Origin of the sequence: Stutzerimonas chloritidismutans (genome assembly GCF_020783375.1) — a bacterium.
Classification (GTDB): Bacteria; Pseudomonadota; Gammaproteobacteria; order Pseudomonadales; family Pseudomonadaceae; genus Stutzerimonas; species Stutzerimonas kunmingensis.
The window spans coordinates 357,533-379,198 of record NZ_CP086067.1 but is presented as its reverse complement, the minus strand read 5'-3'; the positions used below and the strand labels follow the sequence as shown (position 1 = coordinate 379,198).

Sequence of the window (21,666 nt, the reverse complement as noted above, 5' to 3'; positions counted from 1 at the left end):
GGCGTACAGCCATCTCGGTGCCCGCCAACCGGCGCGTGCAACGTCGGCCTGATAGACTGCAGGCCGTTCCCCGTCCGAAGACTCTTCCCGTGCCCAGTACCGCTTTTTCTTCTCTGCCCCTTTCTGCCGCCATGCTGGCGAACCTCGAAGCCCTCGGCTACGCGGCGATGACGCCGATCCAGGCGCAGAGCCTGCCGGTCATGCTCAAAGGCCACGACCTGATCGCTCAGGCCAAGACCGGCAGTGGAAAGACCGCCGCATTCGGCATCGCCCTGCTCGACCCGCTCAATCCGCGTTATTTCGGCTGCCAGGCGCTGGTGCTGTGTCCGACACGCGAGCTGGCCGACCAGGTCGCCAAGGAGCTGCGGCGGCTAGCGCGCGCGGCGGACAACATCAAGATCCTCACGCTGTGCGGCGGCGTCTCCATCGGTCCGCAGATCGCTTCGCTGGAGCATGGCGCGCACGTCATCGTCGGCACGCCGGGCCGGGTCCAGGAACATCTGAGGAAAGGCACGCTGAAACTCGACGGGCTGAACACCCTGGTGCTCGATGAAGCCGATCGCATGCTGGACATGGGCTTCTACGACGCCATCGCCGACATCATCGGCCAGACACCGACCAAGCGGCAGACCCTGCTGTTCTCGGCCACCTACCCCGCCGGCATCAAGCAGCTGTCCGCGAGCTTCATGCGCGACCCGCAGCAAGTGCGTGCCGAAGCCCTGCATGACGATGCACAGATCGAACAGCGCTTCTACGAAATCGACCCCGAGCAGCGCATGGACGCGGTCCTGCGCCTGCTCGCCAGCTTCCGACCGGAAAGCTGCGTGGCCTTCTGCTTCACCAAGCAGCAGTGCCAGGAGCTGGTCGATCACCTGATTGCCAACGGCATCTCGGCCATGGCGCTCAATGGCGATCTGGAGCAGCGTGACCGCGACCAGGTGCTGGCGATGTTCGCCAACCGCAGCCTCTCGGTGCTGGTGGCGACCGATGTCGCCGCGCGCGGCCTGGATATCGATGCGCTGGACATGGTGATCAACGTCGAGCTGGCCCGCGACCCGGAGATACATGTACACCGCGTCGGTCGGACCGGCCGCGCCGGCAACCAGGGCCTGGCCATGAGCCTGGTCGCCCCGGCCGAAGCCCATCGCGCGCAAGCCATCGAAAAGCTGCAGCAGGCGCCGCTCAACTGGCAGCCACTGGACGGGCTCAAGGCCAAGACCGGCGCGCCATTGCAACCACCAATGGCGACTCTGTGCATTGGCGCGGGCCGCAAGGACAAGCTGCGCCCAGGCGATATCCTCGGTGCACTGACGGGTGATGCCGGCATCCCCGGGACCCAGGTCGGCAAGATCGCCATCTTCGACTTCCAGGCGTTCGTCGCTGTCGAGCGCGGCGTCGCCAAGCAGGCACTCAAACGCCTGAACGAAGGTAAGATCAAGGGCCGCTCGCTAAAGGTCCGCGTCCTCTGAGAAGGTTCGCCTGCTGCTGAACGCGCGTATCCGGGCCGACCTTCTGCGGCCCGGATGATTGAACGCACGAGCCGGCCGTGACAGTGTTCGTGGCAGCTTCGTCCAATCTGGCCTCCCCCAACGGAACGCTCCATGCCGCAACCCTCGCTCAGCCAGTTTTTACGTCGCCTGTGGGCGCTGGAGAAGTTCGGCTACAGCCTGCGCGTACTGATCGCCATGGCCGGCAGCATGGGTCTGAGCTGGTATCTCGGGCAGCCGACACTGATCATTCCCCTGTTCCTCGGCATCATCGCCAGCGCGCTGGCGGAAACAGACGACAGCTGGCTCGGACGTCTCAACGCGCTGCTGGTAACGTTGCTGTGCTTCAGCATTGCCGCCGTCGCGGTGGAGCTGCTATTCCCATACCCCTGGCTGTTCGTCGCCGGCCTGGCGCTTTCCACCTTTGCGCTGGTCATGCTCGGCGCGCTCGGCGAGCGCTACGGGGCTATTGCCCAGGCCACCCTGATTCTCGCGATCTACAGCATGATCGCGGCCGATCAGCGCGATGGCGCACTGCAGCATTTGTGGCGCGATCCCATGCTGCTGGTGGCGGGTGCGGCCTGGTACGGCCTGCTGTCGGTGGGCTGGAACGCGCTGTTCGCCCATCAGCCGGTGCAGCAGAGTCTGGCGCGGCTGTACCGCGAGCTGGGCCTGTATTTTCGCTACAAGGCCGCGTTGTTCGAGCCGGTGCGTCAGCTGGACGTGGAACAGCGCCGCCTGGAACTTGCGCAGCAGAACGGCCGGGTCGTCAGCGCGCTCAATGCAGCCAAGGAAACGCTGCTGAATCGCCTGGGCAACGGCCGCGGCGGCGGCAAGATCAATCACTACCTCAAGCTGTATTTCCTTGCCCAGGATCTGCACGAGCGGGTCAGCTCGTCGCATTATCCCTACCAGGCGCTGGCCGAGGCCTTCTTCCACAGCGATGTGCTGTTTCGCTGCCAGCGCCTGTTGCGGCTGCAGGCCAGCGCCTGCGCCGACCTCGGCGAGGCTATCCAGATGCGCCAGGTGTTTCGCTACAGCGAGGCCAACGGGCAGGCGCTGGAGGACCTGCAGGCCTCGCTGGAGCACCTGCGTGAGCAGAACAATCCGGCCTGGCGCGGCCTGCTGCGCTCGTTGCGTGCGCTGTCAGGCAACCTTTCCACGCTGCAGCGCCAGCTCGCCAGCGCCAGCGACCCCGGCACCCTGGAGGGCGAGCAGGACAGCAGCCTGCTGGACCGCCAGCCGCAGTCCCTGCGCGAGGCATTCAATCGCATTCGCCTGCAGCTGACGCCGACTTCGCTGCTGTTCCGCCACGCCCTGCGCATGACCATCGCCCTGGTCTGCGGCTACGCGGTGCTGCATGCCATCCATCCCGAACAGGGTTACTGGGTGCTGCTGACCACGGTCTTCGTCTGCCAACCGAACTACGGCGCCACGCGAATCAAGCTGGTGCAACGCATCAGCGGCACCTTGCTCGGCCTCATCGCCGGCTGGGCACTGTTCGATCTGTTCCCCAGCCAGCCGATCCAGGCCTTGTTCGCGGTGGTCGCCGGCGTGGTGTTCTTCGCCACCCGCAGCACGCGCTACACCCTAGCCACGGCGGCGATCACGCTGATGGTGCTGTTCTGCTTCAACCAGGTTGGCGATGGCTACGGACTGATCTGGCCCCGGCTGTTCGATACCCTGCTCGGCAGCCTGATCGCCGCTGCCGCGGTGTTCCTCATCCTGCCGGACTGGCAGGGTCGGCGCCTCAATCAGGTGGTCGCCAACACCCTCAGCTGCAACAGCGACTACCTGCGCCAGATCATGCGTCAGTACGACAGTGGCAAGCGCGACGACCTCGCCTATCGCCTGGCCCGGCGGAACGCACACAACGCCGACGCAGCCCTGTCCACCACGCTGTCGAACATGCTGCTGGAGCCCGGACACTTCCGCAAGGATGCCGAAACCGGCTTCCGCTTCCTGATCCTCTCGCACACCTTGCTCAACTACCTCTCCGGCCTTGGCGCCCATCGCGAGAGCCTGCCGGACGACGCCAGCGATGCCCTGCTGGAGCGCGCCGCGCAGCAACTGGCGACCAGCCTCGACGACCTGGCCACCGCGCTGGCGCAGAACAAGCCTGTCGCCATCTACAGCGAAGATGAAGAGGCGCTGGCGCAGCAGCTGGAGCAGACCCCGGACGAGATGGACGATGCCCACCGTCTGGTGCAGACCCAGCTGGGGCTCATCTGCCGGCAGCTGGCACCGCTGCGCAGCATGGCCTCCCACCTGATCAAGCAGCAACCGGCAGGCCAGGGACAGGATTCGCGCTAGTGGCCTGTGCGGTGAGTAGGTTGAGGCACGTTCGGATGAACATGGCTCCGAGACAAGGCGCTGCGACGAGTCATAGCGGGCTATTGGCAAGGAGCAGCGCGCAGTATCAGGGCCATGGGCGCCGAAATTGACCAGCTGAACGTACCAAAAAGGCCACTAAGGCAACGCCGTGGGGACCGGCATTCCGTGGCGCGCGAAGATCACCGCGTAACTGCCATCCTCGACCATCGCGGCGATCTCCCGGTTGAAGGTGGCGATGATATCGCTCAGCCGAGGATGATCGCTGCGCACCACCAGCGACAGCTCCACCCGCCGGAACTCGCCCGGCACGAAGCGGAGCGCATCCTGCTCATGCCCCAGCTCGCGCTCGAGATGGAACAGCGCAGTACGCTCGTCCTCCAGCGTCAGGTCGACCCGCCCGGCAAGCACCATCTTTGCCGCCTGGACGAAGTTGGCGGCATAGCCCTTCTCCAGCCGCGTGTCCTCGTTCAGCTCGTCGCTGTACATGTAGCCCCGGCTCAGCGCGATGGGATGGCCAACCAGGCTGTCGAGCCCGTCGTAGCGGAAATTGCTCTCGCGGCGCTGGACCCAGCGCATCCGGTTGCTCAGAAACGGGCGTGAGCTGAGCGTGTAGTCGACGCGCTTGACCGTCGGCCAGCCGTTGATCATGTCGTAGCTGCCGTTGCGCAGACCCAGCAAAGCGCGCTCCCAGGGCACTTCGATGTATTCCACCTGATAACCCCCACGCCCGAGCGCGGTGCGGATGAGCTCGACCGACAACCCTTCACCGGGCAGGCTGCGATCGGTGTAAGGCGGCCAGACGTTGCCGGCCAGACGAAGCACTTCGGCCGGCAACGATGCGCTTGCCAGCAGCAATATCAACCCGATGACCCGCCGTGTGCCCGTCAAATTCTCTCGCTCTTCTGGCGAAACGCTATCAGCTCCAATCAAAGCACAAAGCGCGCCAGTTGACGCCAGCGTCTCGTCGGATGTCGGGCTGCATCGGAACCGCGGCAGGAGTACCATCGCGCGTTTTCCGACGAGGTAAGCGCTGGTGCAGACTGACGTGGTGGTAATCGGTGCCGGTGCGGCCGGTCTAATGTGCGCCTTCACCGCCGCTGCACGGGGTCGACAGGTCCTGTTGCTGGACCACGCCAACAAGGCCGGCAAGAAGATCCTCATGTCCGGCGGTGGCCGCTGCAACTTCACCAATATGTACACCGAGCCGTCGAATTTCCTCTCCAGTAACTCGCACTTCTGCAAGTCGGCGCTGGCGCGTTACACCCAGTGGGACTTCATCGAGATGGTCAGCCGCCACGGCGTGCCCTATCACGAGAAGAAGCTTGGCCAGCTGTTCTGCGATAACAAGTCCAGCGACATCCTCGAGATGCTGCTGGACGAATGCGCGCAGGCTGGCGTGGACCTGCGTCTGGACACCCCGGTCGAGTCGATCGAGAAGCATGAAGAGGGTTATCTGCTACACACCGGCATCGGCTCGGTGCGCTGCCAATCGCTGGTAATCGCCACCGGCGGCCTGTCGATTCCGACCCTCGGCGCCAGCGGCTTCGGTTATCAGATCGCGCGCCAGTTCGGCCACAACGTGCTGCCGACACGCGCGGGACTGGTGCCTTTCACCATCACCGAGCCGCAGCTCAAGACGATCTGCACCGAGCTGTCCGGCACCTCGGTAGAGGACTGCCTGGTCAGCTGCAACGGCCAGAGCTTTCGCGAAAACATCCTGTTCACCCATCGCGGGCTCTCCGGCCCGGCGATTCTGCAGATCTCGTCCTACTGGCAACCGGGAGATGTGGTGCACATCAACCTGCTGCCACATCTCGACCTCGGCGAGTGGCTGGCGACGCAGAAGCAGGAGCGCCCCAATGCAGAGTTGAAGACGCTGCTCGGCGAGGTTTTCACACGCAAGATGGCCGGGCTGCTCTGCGAACACTGGTTCGCATCCAGACCACTGAAGCAATACGTACCCAGCGAGCTGGAAGCGATTGCAGAGAAGCTCACAGACTGGCAGCTGGTACCGGCCGGCACCGAAGGGTATCGCACGGCAGAGGTGACGCTGGGCGGGGTAGATACGCGGGAAGTGTCATCCAAGACCATGGAATCGCAGAAATCAGCAGGGCTGTATTTCATCGGCGAGGTGCTGGACGTTACCGGCCACCTGGGTGGTTTCAACTTCCAGTGGGCTTGGGCATCGGCCTACGCCGCAGGCCAGTTCGCCTAGCCTGCGCGACGCCGAATCGACGATCTACTCGTTAGCCTGGTTGGACGGCGGCGAAATTTCCCGCGGCCCGGCAGGATCGGTCGCGGTGTTCTGATATTCCTGCTGGTTGCGGCTGTTGTTATCCAGCGCGGACTCTTCGTCGTCCGGCGAGCACCCGGCCAGAGCCAGCGCGGTCAGCGCACCGGCGAATGCAAATTTCCACTTCATCGCTGTCTCCTGCTGAAGGCACCCCGCGGCAAGCGAGGGGTGCCCGGATCAGGTGGTGCCGAACTTACTGCGAAGTACCGGTGCCAGTGCCAGTGCTGGGCGCGGTGCCAGAGCCGGATTCAGTGCCCAGGCCACTACCGTTGTCGGCCGGCGGGGTCGCCATGTCTCCCGAGGCACCAGTGCCGGTACCCGTCCCGGTGCTCGGCGCAGTGCCGGTCCCGGTGCCACTGCCTGCAGGCGGGGTGGTGGTGTCAGTGGAAGGGGCGGCGGGCTGCTCGGTAGTCGCCGGCGGCGGGGTCGGCTCGCGCTCGCGATCTTCATCCGGGCCGCAACCGACCAACAGGAGCCCGAGTACGGGGGGCAGCAGATAGGTAAGACGCATGGTTAACCTCCTTCAGAGTGGTCCGGCAGTGGCCGGCGAATTCTTGAATCCAGCAGATTCACAGAAGGTTGACCCCCGTTTGCCGCAAGAGTGCCCTGACCGCTCCGTCAGAGCCCATCCCCCACCGATCGGCTCGACGGGCGTCGTGATCGTCACGCGACCGCCGGCTGCGCGGGACGCAGCCGCCAGAGCCCGTCGACACAGCGCTCGCCGTCGAACAATGCCTGAAGTTCCGTAGCCGGCCGCGGCCGGCTGAACCAATAGCCTTGCACCAGCTGGCAGCCCTCGGCCACGAGGAACGCCACCTGCTCGGGGTGCTCCACGCCTTCGGCGACGACGGCCAGGCCGAGGCTCTGGCCAAGGCCGATGACGGCGCGACTGATCGCCACCGAGTCGGCATCGTCCGGTGCGGCGGCAATGAAGCTGCGATCGACCTTTAGCACATGCAGCGGGTAACGTTTGAGGTAGCCGAGCGAACAGTAGCCAGTACCGAAGTCGTCCAATGCCAGACGAACACCGAGTGCGGCAATCTCGTGCAACGCGCCCATCATCAGCTCGCTGTCCTGCATCAGAAGCGTCTCGGTGATCTCCAGCAGCAGGCTCGCGGGCGGCAGGCCGGTTTCACGCAGCACACGGGCCAGCAGCGCGGTGAAGCCGGGCTGCTGCAGCTGACGAATCGACAGGTTGACCGCGCAGTACAGCTGGCTCTGACCCGCCAGCTGCCAGCGGCGCACCTGACAGCAGGCCTCGCGCAGCACCCACTCACCAACCCGGACGATCTCGCGCGACTCTTCCAGCACCGGAATGAATTCATTGGGCGCCACCGGCTGGTTGTTGAAGCGCCAGCGCAGCAGCGCTTCAACGCCGACCAGATAGGGCTGATCGCCTGCTACACGGCAGATCGGCTGATAGTGCAAGGTGAATTCGCGGCGCGTCAGCGCCTGCGCCAGTGCGCTCTCGAGCTCCAGCTGGCGCGCCGCCTTGGAATGCAGGCCATCGCAGAACAGCGCGAATTGGTCCTTGCCGGCGCTCTTGGCCCGGTACAGTGCCAGATCAGCCGCCTGCAGCGCGTTCAGCGCCTGGCCATCGCGCTGCAAGGGCGCGATGCCGATGCTGGCGCTGACCGACAGCGTTCGCTCGCCGAGCTGCAGCGGCTGACGCAGCGCGACCAGCATCCGTTGCGCCACACGCTCGGCATCGGCTTCGCAGGCCAGATCGCCGAGCAGGGCGACGAACTCGTCACCACCGAAGCGTGCAAGGTGATCGCCGGGGCGCAGGCAGCGCAGCAAGCGCTGCGCCACCTCGACCAGCACCTGGTCGCCGGCGCCATGCCCGAGGCTGTCGTTGATCAGCTTGAAGCGGTCCAGGTCCACGAACAGCAGCGCGGCAGCGCGTCCATGGGGACGCTGCTGCACCTCCTTGAGCAGCTCCTCGAGGTGCAGACGGTTGGCCAGGCCGGTCAGCGCATCGTGACGTGCCGCGTGACGCAAGCAGTCTTCGGCGGCCTTGCGCGCGCTGATGTCGGTCTGCGAACCGGCCATGCGCAAGGTCCCCAGCTCGCAGCGTTCGGCCACACCGCGCACCAGCACCCAGAGGTACTCACCGCGCTCGGTACGGACGCGGTACTCGTGAACCAGCGAAGGGCTGCGCCCGTTAAGGTGGTCGGCGATGGCCTCGCGCAACCCGGGCAGATCGTCCGGGTGCACCCGTTCGAACCAGCTGCGGCTGCAGTAGCTGGGTTGTGCTGGCATTGCCAGCATGGCGGTCCAGCGCTCGGAAAGGTGCAGCCGGTCATGCTCGACGTCCCACTCCCAGATGCCGTCTTCGGAGCCGCGCAACGCGCGCGTCAGGCGCGCTTCGCTGTCCTCCAGCGCATGTCGCTGCGCCGCACTGTAGGTGTCGATGGCGAGAATCATGTCGAAAAAGACGATCTTCAGCAGGCTGTCATAAACCGCATGCTGCTCGTCGTCGCCTACCAGGGCGCGCAGCATTTCCGACAGATACAGCCGATAAGCCCCGAGATACCACTCCAGATCGACGCCGACGCGCTGATGCACCAGCCCGACCAGCAGACGATCACGCACATAGTCGCGCTCATATGGCCCGTTCCAGAGGCGGCGGTAGTACTCCTGCTGACGCTGCTTGAGGCGTGTCAGACCGGCGCGATCGCTGCGCATCGCTGACGGCTGGCCGAAGTCGGCAAGGTGTTCGTAGAGTTTTTCGATGAAGACCCGATGCGCCGGCTCGAGCTCAGCCGCCGCCCGGTTAAGGCGCAGCGCATCGCTGGCTTGCCATTGCAGAAAACGCTTGCGCGTAAGTATCTGGTCGAGGCCCAGCCCGACTCGTTGCAACAGCGCCTTCAGCTCGTCTTCCATGCCTTTCCCGATGCGATGGCCCGCCCGGCGCGCCCACCTTCCCTTGGCGTTCTGCCAGTCAGGGGCGACGATCAGGTACGGTACCAATTGATGCCATAAAGCCATCTAGGGTCGCAGCGGCGCTTCGTCGCATTATTGATGCAAGTCAGCGAAGCGATGGGTCCGGGGGCAGACGATAGTCGGGCGCACCGAGGCAGGACGCCCCGGCAGCCCATCAGGTACTCAGGCCGCCAGCTTGGCGGTCAGCTCCTTCTTGAGGCGGGCGCGCAGTTCGCTCATCTGCTCACCCATTTCCTCGAGGCGCTTGGCATCGAAAAGCTCGCGTGCCTGCGGGAACATTTCCGATTCCTCTTCCTCGATATGGTGCTCGAGCAGCTCCTTGCACACCTTGGCGCGACCGGAGAATTCGAGGCTGCCGGGATCGGTTGCCTTCAGATCCGGCAGTACCAGTGCATCCACCGCACGGTGTTCTTCCTTGGCCTCGTGGTACATCTTTGCTTCTTCCTTGCCGCCAGCTTCCTTGTAGGCGGGATAGAGAATCTGCTCTTCCAGCTGGGTATGGATGGTCACTTCCATTTCCAGCTTGCTCAGCAGCTCGGTGCGTGTCTTCACGGCACGCTCGGTGGAATCGGTCAGGCGCGTCAGCAGGTCCTTCACGCGCTCATGATCCTCAATCAACAGGTCGATGGCGTTCATGTGGCTATCCTCTTCGGCTTCACGGCAAACGAACCGGGCTCTGCGGCCCGGTGTCGAAAAATATGGCTGCGGTCATCCCGCAGCCGGGCGGCTCAGGCGTACTCGTAGGTCGGCAGTGCGGTACGGCTCTGGCTCTGCAGATGTGCGATGGAAGGCGACATCCCCGCCTCCAGCGCGAGGTCCCGGCGTACCGAGCTGACGACCCATTCCAGTTGCATCCGGGTTTGGGTCTGGCCCTTGGAAAGCGCTCGCTTGACCAGAACACGGTCGTCGTTGCGCAGGGTCAGCAGCAGCCCGCCATCCGGGCGGGGCTCGGTGAGCACTTCGAACTCAGGGAATGCGGCAGTGAGGAATTGTTGTGCAGCGGTCATTGTTCTGTACTCCAATAAGTTCCAGCGAACCTAACGGAGCAGCGTTCGTGCCAACCTGACCAATGATTTTTTATCTAGCAAAAACAATAACTTATGAAATTATGCCCAGGCATTAAGCCGTGCAAAACGCAATACGAAGCGTGACGCAGGTTGCATTCTGCGGTCTGCATTGACCGTTCAGCCCTTACGCCAGACACTCGCTAGCCAAGGTTGTTCCTCCCGTGGCAGCCCAGCGGGGCGGTAATAGTGCTCCAGTTCGACGAAACCGGCGGCCAGCAGGCGTTCGCACCAGGTCGGCCAGGCATACCAGACGCCGTAGCGATCGCCACTCCAGCCCTCCTGGTCCTGACCGCGCGGGTTGGAGCAGAACAACACCCCACCCGGCTTCAAGCTATCGCTCAGCTGCAAAAGGACCCTGGGCAATTCGGTGCTAGGCACGTGAAACAGCACCGCATTGGCGAAGATCCCATCGAACGATTGGGCCGGAAGCTCCAGTTGCAGCAGATCCTGATGCCAGACTTCACAGCCACTGTCGGCGCGAGCCATCTCGACGAACGCCTCTGTTCCATCGAGACCTATCGCCACATGCCCACGGGTTCTCAGGGTCTTCAGATCACGACCTGGACCGCAGCCGAGGTCGAGGATGCGCAGCGGCGGTTCTGCCTGAATGTGACGCAGAAGGGCATCGATGTTCTGGCTGACGTCGTGGTCGAGCGTACCCTCGCGGAAAGCCTCTGCATTGAGGCGGTAGTAATCGAGCGTGCGCTGCGCGGCGGCCTCGGTATCGTTCATGGGCGACTCCAGCAAGAGAATGGCGCAACCCTAGCGCGGCCTCGAGCCTGGGGCCAGTGCTGCGACCGACCTGTACTGCCGGTCAGGCACCCCCGGCTGCCCCCCGCTAGGCGCCCCCGGCTAAGGTAGGCATTGAGCGTTGCGCCTGGAACGGCGAGGATGCCACCCACAACGTGCGCCAGCGCACAGCCGCCGGTAGAAAGCGACGACCGTCCGGCTGCAGGACTGAAACTTGCAGCGCGTAACCTGTCGAAATCCTGTCCGGCTCTACAACGGCTGGAATGCAGCGAAACGCAACATCGAGACCACCATGAACCACGCACTGCCGAAAATCGTTCTGCTCGTCGAAGACGAGCCGCATATCCTCAGCCTGCTCTCGGACTATCTGGCCAGCGAGGGCTACCAGGTACTGGAAGCGGACAGCGCGCCCAAGGCATTCGAAATCCTGGCGACCAAACCGCAGCTGGATCTGTTGGTAACCGACTTCCGCCTGCCCGGCAATGTATCCGGAGTGATGATCGCCGAGCCGGCACTCAAGCTGCGGCCCGACCTCAAGGTGATCTTCATCAGCGGCTATCCGATTGAAATCTATGAATCGGGCAGCCCCATTGCGCGCTCGGCGCCGGTGCTGGCCAAGCCCTTCGCCCTGGACACGCTGCACAGCCAGATTCAGGCATTGCTCGCCAGCTGACCGACACTGCGCCGAAACGAAAAAGCCCGCATAGCGCGGGCTTTTTCACGTCTGGACGGATCAGTTGATCTTCGGGTCCAGTTCGCCGCTGGCGTAGCGCTGGAACATGCCTTCCAGGGAGATCGGCTTGATCTTGCTGGCGTTGCCGGCGGTACCGAAGGCCTCGTAGCGGGCGATACAGATGTCGCGCATGGCCGAGACGGTCTTGGCGAAGTACTTGCGCGGGTCGAACTCGCTGGGGTTCTTCGCCATGAACTCGCGAATCGCGCCGGTGGAGGCCAGACGCAGGTCGGTGTCGATGTTGACCTTGCGCACGCCGTACTTGATGCCCTCGACGATTTCTTCGACCGGCACGCCGTAGGTTTCGCCGATTTCACCACCGTACTGGTTGATGATCTGCAGCCACTCCTGCGGCACCGACGAGGAGCCATGCATCACCAGATGAGTGTCCGGAATGCGCGCATGGATTTCCTTGATGCGCTGGATCGAAAGGGTGTCGCCGGTCGGCGGCTTGGTGAACTTGTAGGCGCCGTGGCTGGTGCCGATGGCGATCGCCAGGGCATCGACCTTGGTCTTGGCGACGAAGTCGGCGGCTTCTTCCGGATCGGTCAGCAGCTGGCTGTGGTCCAGTACGCCCTCGGCACCGACGCCGTCTTCCTCGCCGGCCATACCGGTTTCCAGGCTGCCCAGGCAGCCCAGCTCACCTTCCACGGAAACACCGCAGGCGTGAGCGAAGGCCACGGTCTGCTGGGTCACGCGCACGTTGTAGTCGTAGTCGGCGGGGGTCTTGCCGTCTGCCTGCAGCGAACCGTCCATCATCACCGAGGAGAAGCCGAGCTGGATCGAACGCTGGCAGACATCCGGGCTGGTGCCGTGGTCCTGGTGCATGCACACCGGGATGTGCGGGAATTCTTCGATCGCCGCCAGGATCAGATGACGCAGGAACGGCGCACCGGCGTATTTGCGGGCACCGGCGGAAGCCTGGACGATCACCGGGGAGTCGGTCTTGTCAGCCGCTTCCATGATGGCGCGCATCTGCTCGAGGTTGTTGACGTTGAAGGCCGGCACGCCGTAGCCGAACTCGGCGGCGTGGTCGAGCATCTGGCGCATGCTGATGAGTGCCATGTTTTCCTTTCTCCCGGTCTGGGTCGTTTGATCGTGTAGAGCCTGCCGCAGTGGCCGACGCTGTTCAAGCGCCGCACGCTGGGCGCGGCATTGTAGTGGCGGGGGCGGCAAATGCCAGCGTCCCGCCAGCTTTCAGTCGAAAACCCCGCATCGGCGAGGCCTGTATGAATCATTAGCCGCTAAATGCTGATGAGCGACGCACTGCAGCCATGGGCCAGCACCTTGTCATCGGCGACGCGGTACACCAGCGCCTCGTTACCCTTGTCGTGGAAAGCGAGTACGCCATCGCTATAGAAACTGCCGCGGGTGGCTGGTTCCTTTCGCAGGGTATGAATACGTTCGTCATTGCCCAGTTTCAGGTCGATCGCCGAGTGCTGATCGTCAGCGTATCGCCAGGCGATGTTCTGTTGACTCTGGCATTTCCAGCGCACGAATGGCGCATCCGGGCCGGATTGCCAGTGGCCACAACCGCCGAGCAGCAACGCTGCGATCAGCATGGACAGGCCTTTGTTCATTCCTTCTCCTTGGCAAACGGTGATCACGGGCAATCCTGCAGGCCGTCTTGCGTGGTGATGGTCGGGTCGCCCGTGGCCTGCATTTCGACGCGCTGGTCATGCTCGGCAGTCGGGCTGAGGACAGGCGGTGGGTCGAGTACCTGGCAAGCGCTATCCGGTGAATTCCCGGCGCAACCGGCCAACCCCAGGCAGCAAACAGCAACAACGGCATAGCGCATGGTGCATCCCCTTTTCTTGTTCCAGATAGAACAAAGACCACGGCGAGCCGCCGGGGTTGCTCCATGCGCTGCCGGCCCGGCATCTCCTGGGCCGGCAGGCGAACGGCACAAGGCGTTCACCTCGCCCGCGAAGTTCAGTCGGCGCGCTGTTCCAGCACTTCGACCGCCGGCAGCACCTTGCCCTCGACGAACTCGAGGAAGGCGCCACCACCGGTGGAAATGTAGGAGATCTGCTCGGCCACGCCGTACTTGTCGATGGCTGCTAGGGTGTCGCCGCCGCCGGCGATGGAGAACGCCGGGCTCTGGGCGATGGCCTGAGCAAGCACCTTGGTGCCGTTGCCGAACTGGTCGAATTCGAACACGCCGACCGGACCGTTCCAGAGGATGGTCTGCGAAGCCTTGAGCATCTCGCCGAACATGGCGGCGGTCTTCGGGCCGATATCCAGGATCATGTCGTCGTCGGCGACGTCGGCGACAGCCTTGACCGTGGCCTCGGCACTCTCGGCGAACTCCTTGGCGACCACCACGTCGACCGGCAGCGGCACGGCAACCTTAGCCGCGATGGCCTTGGCGGTGTCGAGCAGATCCGCTTCATGCAGCGACTTGCCAACGTTGTAACCCGCCGCGGCGAGGAAGGTGTTGGCGATACCGCCGCCGACGATCAGCTGGTCGCAGATGTCGGCCAGCGAGGTCAGCACGTCGAGCTTGGTCGACACCTTGGAACCGGCGACGATGGCAACCATTGGCTTGGCCGGGGTTTTCAACGCTTTACCCAGGGCATCCAGCTCTGCCGCCAGCAGCGGGCCGGCGCAGGCCACCTTGGCAAACTTGGCCACACCATGGGTCGAGCCCTGAGCGCGGTGCGCGGTGCCGAAGGCATCCATGACGAAAACGTCGCACAGCGCGGCGTACTTCTGCGCCAGCCCGTCGGCGTTCTTCTTCTCGCCCTTGTTGAAACGCACGTTCTCCAGGAGCACCAGCTGACCGGGCTGGACCTCGACGCCCTCGAGATAGTCCTTGATCAGCGGCACTTCGCGGCCGAGGGCCTTGGTCAGGTAGTCGGCGACCGGCTTGAGGCTGTCTTCCTCGCTGTAGACGCCCTCTTCCGGTCGCCCCAGGTGCGAGCAGACCAGCACTGCCGCGCCCTTCTCCAGCGCCAGCTTGATGGTCGGCAACGAGGCCAGGATGCGTGCATCGCTCTTCACCGCGCCATCCTTCACCGGCACGTTGAGGTCCTCGCGGATCAGCACGCGCTTACCCTGGAGGTCGAGATCGGTCATCTTCAAAACGGTCATGTTGGTCTTCCTTAAGTTCGAGAAGCAGCGATGTTCCAGGCGCGGGGGCTAGGTACGATTGGCCACGCGCAGATAGTGGTCGGTGACGTCGAGCATGCGGTTGGCGAACCCCCATTCGTTGTCGAACCAGGCCAGCAGGTTCACCAGGCGCGGGCCGGACGCGCGCGTCAGGCTGCCGTCGACGATCGCCGAATGCGGATCGTGATTGAAATCGCAGCTGGCGTGGGGCAGCTCGGTATACGCCAGCAAGCCCTGCAAGGGCCCGCCTTCGGCGGCCTCGCGCAACACCCGGTTGATCGTTCGCGCATCGGTATCGCAGGCGGTTTGCAGCGTGATGTCCAGACAGGACACGTTCACCGTAGGCACCCGCACCGCTTTGGCCTGAATCCGCCCCGAGAGTTCCGGCAGCAGGCGTTCGATACCCCGCGCCAGGCCGGTGGACACCGGAATTACCGACTGGAAGGCCGAACGGGTGCGGCGCAAGTCCTCATGATGGTAGGCGTCGATCACCGGCTGATCGTTCATCGCAGAGTGAATCGTGGTGATCGAGGCGTATTCGATGCCCACCGCATCGTTGAGCAGCTTGAGCAATGGCACGCCGCAGTTGGTGGTGCAGGAAGCGTTGGACACCAGCCGCTCGGAACCCGTCAGCTGTTGCTGGTTGATGCCCATGACCACCGTGGCATCGACATCCGCCGCGCTGGCCATCGGCTGCGAGAACAGCACCCGCGGCACACCCGCGGCGAGAAAGCGCTCGCCATCGGCGCGACTGGTGTAGGCGCCCGAGCACTCCAGCACCAAATCGACGTCCAGCGCCCGCCAATCGATGGCCTCGGGCGTCGACTCACGCAGCACCTTCACGCAGTGTCCGTTGAGGTGCAGGCAATCGCCATCCACGCTCACTTCGCCGGGAAAGCGGCCGTGGGTGGAGTCGAAACGGGTGAGGTATTCCAGGCTGGCCATGTCGGCCAGATCGTTGAGGGCAACGAACTGAAAATCGAAGGCGGCGCCGCGCTCATAGAATGCACGCAGCACGCAACGGCCGATGCGGCCGTAGCCGTTGAGGGCGACGCGATAGGGACGGGCGTTGGCCATGGGTTCTTCGTCGGTCCTGCAGGTGGAAAACCGATGTTCTCCACCCTACGCGGATGGGGCTCGATGGGTGGATGGCCGCAGCCATCCACCCCATCTTTGCGGTCAGTCCTCCAGCAGCTCTTCGGCGACGGCGAGGATGTTGTCGACGGTGAAGCCGAATTCCTCGAACAGCTGATTGGCCGGAGCCGATTCCCCGTAGGTGGTCATGCCGATGATGCGACCGTCAAGGCCGACGTACTTGTACCAGTAGTCCGCATGCGCCGCCTCGACGGCGATACGTGCACCGACTTCCACCGGCAGCACCTGCTGCTTGTAGGCGGCGTCCTGGGCATCGAACACGCTGGTGCAAGGCATCGAGACGACACGCACCTTGCGGCCCTGCTCGGTCAGCTTGTCGGCGGCCTGCACCGCCAGACTGACTTCCGAACCGGTGGCGATGAGGATCAGCTCCGGCTCGCCGGCGCAGTTCTTCAGGATGTACCCACCGCGGGCGATGGCCGCCTCGGTCTCGTTGTCGCGCACGTGGAACGGCAGGTTCTGGCGCGAGAAGATCAGCGCGCTCGGGCCGTCCTTGCGTTCGACCGCATGCTTCCAGGCCACCGCGGATTCGACGGTATCGGCCGGGCGCCAGGTGTCCAGGTTCGGCGTGGTGCGCAGGCTGGTCAGCTGCTCGATCGGCTGGTGAGTCGGGCCATCTTCGCCAAGACCGATGGAGTCGTGGGTGAAGACGTAGAGCACGCGCTGCTTCATCAGGGCGGACATGCGCACGGCATTGCGGGCGTATTCCATGAACATCAGGAAGGTTGCGCCGTACGGAATCAGGCCGCCGTGCAGGGCGATGCCGTTCATGATCGCGGCCATGCCGAACTCGCGCACGCCGTAATACATGTAGTTGCCCGAGGCGTCCTCGGCTACCACCGGATTGCAGCCCTTCCACAGGGTCAGGTTGGAGCCGGCGAGGTCCGCCGAGCCGCCGAGCAGCTCCGGCAGCAGCGGGCCGAAGGCATTCAGACAGTTCTGGCTGGCCTTGCGGCTGGCGATGGTCTCGCCCTTGGTGGCGACTTCACGGATGAACTCGCTGGCCTTTTCGGCGAAGTCAGCCGGCAGCTCGCCGGCCATGCGCCGCTTGAACTCGGACGCCAGCGCCGGGAATTCGATTTCATAGGCGGCGAAGCGCTTGTTCCACTCGTTTTCCGCGTCGGCGCCCTTCTGCTTGGCGTCCCACTCGGCGTAGACCTCGGCCGGAATTTCAAACGGGCCGTGTTTCCAGCCCAGCGCCTCGCGGGTCAGCGCGATTTCGGCATCACCCAGCGCAGCACCGTGGGATTCTTCCTTGCCCTGCTTGTTCGGCGAGCCAAAGCCGATGATGGTCTTGCAGCAGATCAGCGTCGGACGGTCGCTCTTGCGCGCAGTCTCGATGGCCATCTGGATCTCGTCGGCGTCATGGCCGTCGACGTTGCGGATCACCTGCCAGCCATAGGCTTCGAAGCGACGCGGGGTGTCATCGGTGAACCAGCCGTGCACTTCGCCGTCGATGGAGATGCCGTTGTCGTCGTAGAAGGCGATCAGCTTGTTCAGGCCAAGGGTCCCGGCCAGCGAGCAGACTTCGTGGCTGATGCCTTCCATCATGCAGCCGTCGCCGAGGAACACATAGGTGTTGTGGTCGACGATGTTGTGGCCGGGGCGGTTGAACTGCGCCGCCATGACCTTCTCCGCCACGGCGAAACCGACAGCGTTGGCCAGGCCCTGACCGAGCGGACCGGTGGTGGTCTCGACGCCGGCGGTGTAGCCGAACTCCGGGTGGCCCGGGGTCTTGCTGTGCAGCTGGCGGAAGTTCTTCAGGTCATCGATGGTCAGGTCGTAACCGGTCAGGTGCAGCAGCGAATAGATCAGCATCGAGCCGTGGCCGTTGGACAGCACGAAGCGGTCGCGGTCGGCCCACTGCGGGTTGGTCGGGCTGTGCTTCAGATGATCGCACCAGAGCACTTCGGCGATGTCCGCCATGCCCATGGGGGCACCCGGGTGGCCGCTGTTGGCTTTCTGCACAGCATCCATGCTGAGGGCGCGGATGGCATTGGCTCGCTCACGACGGCTGGGCATCGCTGAATCTCCTGCGGGGTGTACGTAGAAAAAGGCGGCCATTTTCCCCTACCGAGGGTGGCCGCGGCAATGACTGAATGGCCGCCCCGCAAGCTCAATCCAACAGCTCGACGCCCTGACTGGTCACGTCCGGCAGGTGTTCGAGCAGGTAATCGCGCATGCGCATCAGGGTCGCCGACTCATCGCCGCCGCCAGGCCAGACCAGGTAATAGCTGTCACCGGACTTCACTGCCTGATGGAACGGCAGCACCAGGCTGCCGCGCTGCAGCTCGGCGCCGACCAGCGCCAGGTCGCCGATCGAGACACCATGCCCCTGCGCCGCGGCGGAGATGCCCAGCTCGAGGGTGTCGAACAGCTTGCCCTGCTGCCAGGCGATCTGATCCGCGCGCCCGGTACGCTGCAGCCAGCGCCGCCAGTCACGGCAATCCCGCGAGGGATGGATCAGCTCCGCCTCGCCCAGCCGCTGAGTGGTCCAGGCCGTGTTGCCAAGCAGTTCGGGAGCACAGACCGGCACCAGCCACTCATCGAACAGCTTCACCCGTCGCCAATCAGCGGGGAAACCGCCGTTGCCAAGCAGAATTGCACAGTCGAACGGCTCGCTACTGAAATCCACTGCGTCCAGATCCATCCAGGCACTGGTCAACTGCACGCGGTTCTGCGGATTGGCCATATGAAAGCCCTCCAGCGTGCCCAGCAACCAGCGCATGGTCAGCGTCGACGGCGCCTTCAGGCGCAACGCACCGCGCTGGCGGGTCACCGCAACGCAGGCGTTTTCGATGGTGCGAAAACCGATCTTCAACTCCTGCGCCAGCAGTCGCCCGGCATCGGTCAGCGTCAGACGCGAGCCGTGCCGCTCGAACAGCTGGCAGCCGAGATGCTCTTCCAGCGTCTTCACGTGCCGGCTGACCGCACTCTGGGTGATGAACAGGCTCTGCGCGGCCTGGGTGAACGAGCCGAAACGCGCCGCCACCTCGAAGGCGCGCAAGGCATAGAGCGGCGGCATGCGCGGTGCTGCGACAACCGAATCCGGCATGACTAAAACTCATCCTTAGGGGTCATTTTTTCCATTTTCCAATCTTTTCCAGCGTCCCAATACTGCGCCAGCAATGGGTTCCGGGCCAACTTCGGTATTCACTTAGCACGCACGCGCACCAATAAAAACTCAGGAAAGGATGCCATGCAGAACAAATACTACGAGACGCTCCTGGCCAATGCGGTAGAGAAGAGCGCACTGCAGCATGAGCAGATCGGCCAGATCATCAATTTCAGGCTGTTCGGTAACAAGAAAGGCTTCATGACCCTCGAAAGCCTGCCCATCGGCGACATCCCGCCAACACCGCTGAGCCGCGACCTGCTTTGCAAACCCGACGACAGCAGCGAGCGCCTTCTGCTGCAGGCCACCGCCCTGCTCGGCGAACCGATCGGCTATCTGCAGGAGTCCGAGGGCTGCATCGTCAACAACTTCTTCCCGCAGCAGGCACATTCCCGCGGTGCAACGTCGGACAGTTTCGATACCGAACTGGACCTGCACACGGAAAACGCCTTCCACTCCGTACTGCCCGACTATCTGGTGCTGCTCTGCCTGCGCCAGGACCCCGACGCGGAGGCGGTCACCTATATCGCCTCGATCGAGCGCATCCTCGAGCGACTGACCTTCGAAGAGCAGGCGTTCTTCCTCACCGAGCCGTACAACTTCCTGTCCGATTACGGTCCCACCGAAAAGAACCAGCGCATCGACATCAATCGCCACCAGACCATCCTCTACGGCGACCCGGATGCACCTTTCTTCCGTTTCGACCCGCACTTCATGCTGGCCTTCAGCAGCCGCGCCCAACAACTGATGGACAAGCTGCGCGCCATAGCCTGGGAGGTGGTCGAGCCGGTGCGGCTGAATCGTGGCGACATGCTGATCATCGACAATCGCCGCACCGCTCACGCCCGCAGCCCCTTCAGTGCACGCTTCGACGGCAGCGATCGCTGGATCCAGCGCGCCTTCGCCATCACCAATCCGAACTTCTATGCCGAGCGCCTGGGCAAACGCAGCCGGGTATTCGGCCTGGTGACCGAACTATGAACGCAACCTATCTCGCCTTCGCCGCGGCGGTCGCCCTGCTGATCGCCTCTCCCGGACCGGTGGTCGCACTGGTGGTATCCGACGCGCGCCGGCGCTGGCCACTGTGGACGATTCTCGGCGGCGCGCTGTCTGCGCAGATCCTGATGATCGCCGCACTGGTGATGATCTACCTGGCGCTGGACCTCGACCCGCTGGTGCTCGAAGCCGGGCAGATCCTCGGCGGCCTGTACCTGATATGGCTGGGCTGCGACAGCCTGTGCGGCGGACGCAGCGAGGCCGCCATGCCCAAACGCAGCGAGGCGCACTATTTCTGGCGGGCCATGGCGGTGGGCCTGTCCAACCCCAAGGACATCCTGTTCTTTCTCGCCTTCCTCCCCGGCTTCATCCTGCCCGCGCAGCCGTTCGCGCCACAGGCGACGGTGCTCATCGTGATCTGGGCGGTGATCGATCTGAGCATCCTGCTCGCCTACAGCCTGCTCTCGCGCCGTCTGGCCGGCGAAGGACTGATTCAGCGCCTGCTGGATATCCTGCCGAACTACTTCCTCATCGGCCTTGGCCTGGTGTCGTGCACCCTGGGGTTGTCCCGCCTGCTGCAGTAACCCTGCGCCCAGAAGGGCAATATCAAAACTTTTTGATATTGCCCTTGCTGTACGAAAAGTGACCGACTAGACTGCGCGCCTTATGAGCCTGCGCATGCCCCAGATCCGTTTCGACGCCAGTGATTCGCTCGCCGCCCTGTGCAAGGCCGGCGGCGATGCATTGCGTTTGAACGTACTGCGGGCGCTGGCCAGTGATTCGTTCGGCGTGCTCGAGCTGGCGCAGATCTTCGCCATCGGTCAGTCCGGCATGAGCCACCACCTCAAGGTACTTACCCAGGCTGGGTTGCTGGCAACCCGCCGCGAAGGCAACGCGGTGTTCTACCGACGCAGCCTGCCGCTGGTCGACAGCCCCGGCGGCAAGCTGCACGCGGCGCTGCTCGAGGAAGCCGATCGGCTGGAGCTGCCGCGCGAGATCGAGGCCCGTATCGCCGCCGTGCATGCCCAGCGCAGCGCAGCCAGCGAGGATTTCTTCGCGCGCATGGCCGACAGCTTCCAGGCCCGCCAGGATCTGATCGCCGGGCTGCCGCAGTATCGCGACAGCGTGATGGCCTTGCTCGATGCACTGAACTTCGATGCCAGCGCCACGGCGCTGGAAGTCGGTCCCGGGGATGGCAGCTTCCTGCCGGAGTTGGCGCGGCGCTTCGCCCGCGTAGTGGCGCTGGACAACAGCCCCGCCATGCTCGATCTGGCGCGTGCGCGCTGTCAGGAAGCGGGGCTGACAAATGTCGAGCTGAAGCTCGCCGACGCACTGCACGACGACTGCCCGCCGGCAGACTGCGTGGTGCTGAACATGGTGCTGCATCACTTGGCGGCGCCCGGCGAGGCGATCAAACAACTGGCACGGCTGGTGAACGCGGGCGGCAGCCTGCTGGTCACGGAGCTGTGCAGCCACAATCAGAGTTGGGCCAGGGAGGCCTGCGGCGATCTCTGGCTGGGCTTCGAACAGGACGATCTGGCCCGTTGGGCCGATGCCGCGGGGCTCACGCCCGGCGAGAGCCTCTACATTGGCTTGAAGAACGGTTTTCAGATCCAGGCCCGGTACTTTTCCCGGTCCGCCCCTGACGACCGACTCACCCACCGGTAATAGGAAACCGA

At 64.1% G+C, this 21,666-nt stretch carries 21 protein-coding genes; 7 read left to right on the top strand and 14 right to left on the bottom strand.

Annotated elements, in window-relative coordinates; all coding sequences use genetic code 11:
- The first annotated feature begins 89 nt into the window (after nt 1-89).
- Both dbpA and yccS read left to right on the top strand, forming a co-directional pair.
- On the top strand, nt 90-1,469 hold the full coding sequence (dbpA, locus tag LLJ08_RS01755; protein ID WP_125860214.1) for an ATP-dependent RNA helicase DbpA: 1,380 nt from the start codon (nt 90-92) through the stop codon (nt 1,467-1,469).
- 132 nt (nt 1,470-1,601) lie between these two features.
- On the top strand, nt 1,602-3,800 hold the full coding sequence (gene yccS, locus LLJ08_RS01750; RefSeq protein ID WP_228208041.1) for a YccS family putative transporter: 2,199 nt from the start codon (nt 1,602-1,604) through the stop codon (nt 3,798-3,800).
- Between the two features lie 156 nt (nt 3,801-3,956).
- On the opposite strand, the gene LLJ08_RS01745 is transcribed toward yccS, so the two are convergent.
- Nucleotides 3,957-4,826: a substrate-binding periplasmic protein gene (locus LLJ08_RS01745; protein WP_228208040.1), complete on the bottom strand. Its 870-nt coding sequence runs from the start codon at nt 4,824-4,826 to the stop codon at nt 3,957-3,959.
- 25 nt (nt 4,827-4,851) lie between these two features.
- Here LLJ08_RS01745 and LLJ08_RS01740 point away from each other — a divergent pair, with 25 nt between their 5' ends.
- Entirely contained in the window at nt 4,852-6,036 is a 1,185-nt protein-coding gene (locus LLJ08_RS01740; RefSeq protein WP_041015630.1) for a BaiN/RdsA family NAD(P)/FAD-dependent oxidoreductase, read from the top strand.
- Between the two features lie 24 nt (nt 6,037-6,060).
- Here the strand turns inward: LLJ08_RS01740 and LLJ08_RS01735 are convergent, their stop codons facing one another.
- From LLJ08_RS01735 to LLJ08_RS01710, 6 genes are all read right to left on the bottom strand, one after another.
- The gene (locus tag LLJ08_RS01735; protein WP_023446034.1) at nt 6,061-6,243 is read right to left on the bottom strand and encodes a hypothetical protein; all 183 of its coding nucleotides are present in this window, start codon (nt 6,241-6,243) and stop codon (nt 6,061-6,063) included.
- Nucleotides 6,244-6,307: 64 nt separating this feature from the next.
- Complete coding sequence (locus LLJ08_RS01730) at nt 6,308-6,625, bottom strand: hypothetical protein (RefSeq protein ID WP_023446035.1); 318 nt, start codon at nt 6,623-6,625, stop codon at nt 6,308-6,310.
- Between the two features lie 152 nt (nt 6,626-6,777).
- Nucleotides 6,778-9,000, bottom strand: coding sequence for a putative bifunctional diguanylate cyclase/phosphodiesterase (locus tag LLJ08_RS01725; protein ID WP_023446036.1), 2,223 nt, complete (start codon nt 8,998-9,000; stop codon nt 6,778-6,780).
- A gap of 222 nt (nt 9,001-9,222) precedes the next feature.
- Nucleotides 9,223-9,696: a hemerythrin domain-containing protein gene (locus LLJ08_RS01720; protein ID WP_023446037.1), complete on the bottom strand. Its 474-nt coding sequence runs from the start codon at nt 9,694-9,696 to the stop codon at nt 9,223-9,225.
- A gap of 92 nt (nt 9,697-9,788) precedes the next feature.
- A complete protein-coding gene (locus LLJ08_RS01715) occupies nt 9,789-10,067 on the bottom strand; it encodes a DUF3509 domain-containing protein (protein WP_003301474.1) in 279 nt (92 codons plus the stop codon).
- A 177-nt stretch (nt 10,068-10,244) separates the two neighbouring features.
- On the bottom strand, nt 10,245-10,859 hold the full coding sequence (locus LLJ08_RS01710; protein ID WP_042927231.1) for a class I SAM-dependent methyltransferase: 615 nt from the start codon (nt 10,857-10,859) through the stop codon (nt 10,245-10,247).
- Between the two features lie 310 nt (nt 10,860-11,169).
- Here LLJ08_RS01710 and LLJ08_RS01705 point away from each other — a divergent pair, with 310 nt between their 5' ends.
- Complete coding sequence (locus tag LLJ08_RS01705; protein ID WP_014818786.1) at nt 11,170-11,550, top strand: response regulator; 381 nt, start codon at nt 11,170-11,172, stop codon at nt 11,548-11,550.
- 60 nt (nt 11,551-11,610) lie between these two features.
- Here LLJ08_RS01705 and fba read toward each other — a convergent pair whose 3' ends face one another.
- The 7 genes from fba to LLJ08_RS01670 form a co-directional block, all read right to left on the bottom strand.
- Nucleotides 11,611-12,675 carry a class II fructose-bisphosphate aldolase gene (gene fba, locus LLJ08_RS01700; RefSeq protein WP_014818785.1) on the bottom strand — a complete coding sequence of 355 codons (1,065 nt, stop codon included), beginning with the start codon at nt 12,673-12,675 and terminating at the stop codon, nt 11,611-11,613.
- 179 nt (nt 12,676-12,854) lie between these two features.
- Nucleotides 12,855-13,190 (bottom strand): MliC family protein, encoded by a 336-nt coding sequence (locus tag LLJ08_RS01695; protein ID WP_125897560.1) that lies wholly within the window; start codon nt 13,188-13,190, stop codon nt 12,855-12,857.
- 23 nt (nt 13,191-13,213) lie between these two features.
- Nucleotides 13,214-13,408, bottom strand: coding sequence for a hypothetical protein (locus tag LLJ08_RS01690; protein ID WP_014818783.1), 195 nt, complete (start codon nt 13,406-13,408; stop codon nt 13,214-13,216).
- Nucleotides 13,409-13,542: 134 nt separating this feature from the next.
- Nucleotides 13,543-14,703 carry a phosphoglycerate kinase gene (locus tag LLJ08_RS01685; RefSeq protein WP_228208039.1) on the bottom strand — a complete coding sequence of 387 codons (1,161 nt, stop codon included), beginning with the start codon at nt 14,701-14,703 and terminating at the stop codon, nt 13,543-13,545.
- Between the two features lie 48 nt (nt 14,704-14,751).
- On the bottom strand, nt 14,752-15,798 hold the full coding sequence (epd, locus tag LLJ08_RS01680) for an erythrose-4-phosphate dehydrogenase (protein ID WP_045666226.1): 1,047 nt from the start codon (nt 15,796-15,798) through the stop codon (nt 14,752-14,754).
- A gap of 102 nt (nt 15,799-15,900) precedes the next feature.
- Nucleotides 15,901-17,898 (bottom strand): transketolase, encoded by a 1,998-nt coding sequence (tkt, locus tag LLJ08_RS01675; RefSeq protein WP_228208038.1) that lies wholly within the window; start codon nt 17,896-17,898, stop codon nt 15,901-15,903.
- A 94-nt stretch (nt 17,899-17,992) separates the two neighbouring features.
- On the bottom strand, nt 17,993-18,931 hold the full coding sequence (locus tag LLJ08_RS01670; RefSeq protein ID WP_041015625.1) for a LysR substrate-binding domain-containing protein: 939 nt from the start codon (nt 18,929-18,931) through the stop codon (nt 17,993-17,995).
- A 144-nt stretch (nt 18,932-19,075) separates the two neighbouring features.
- Here LLJ08_RS01670 and LLJ08_RS01665 point away from each other — a divergent pair, with 144 nt between their 5' ends.
- The 3 genes from LLJ08_RS01665 (at nt 19,076) to LLJ08_RS01655 (ending at nt 21,655) form a co-directional block, all read left to right on the top strand.
- Entirely contained in the window at nt 19,076-19,972 is an 897-nt protein-coding gene (locus LLJ08_RS01665; protein WP_228208037.1) for a TauD/TfdA family dioxygenase, read from the top strand.
- Complete coding sequence (locus LLJ08_RS01660; protein WP_014818777.1) at nt 19,969-20,571, top strand: LysE family translocator; 603 nt, start codon at nt 19,969-19,971, stop codon at nt 20,569-20,571. Before LLJ08_RS01665 ends, LLJ08_RS01660 begins: the two co-directional genes overlap by 4 nt.
- 82 nt (nt 20,572-20,653) lie before the next feature.
- Nucleotides 20,654-21,655, top strand: coding sequence for an ArsR/SmtB family transcription factor (locus LLJ08_RS01655; protein WP_228208036.1), 1,002 nt, complete (start codon nt 20,654-20,656; stop codon nt 21,653-21,655).
- The last annotated feature ends 11 nt before the right edge of the window (nt 21,656-21,666 follow it).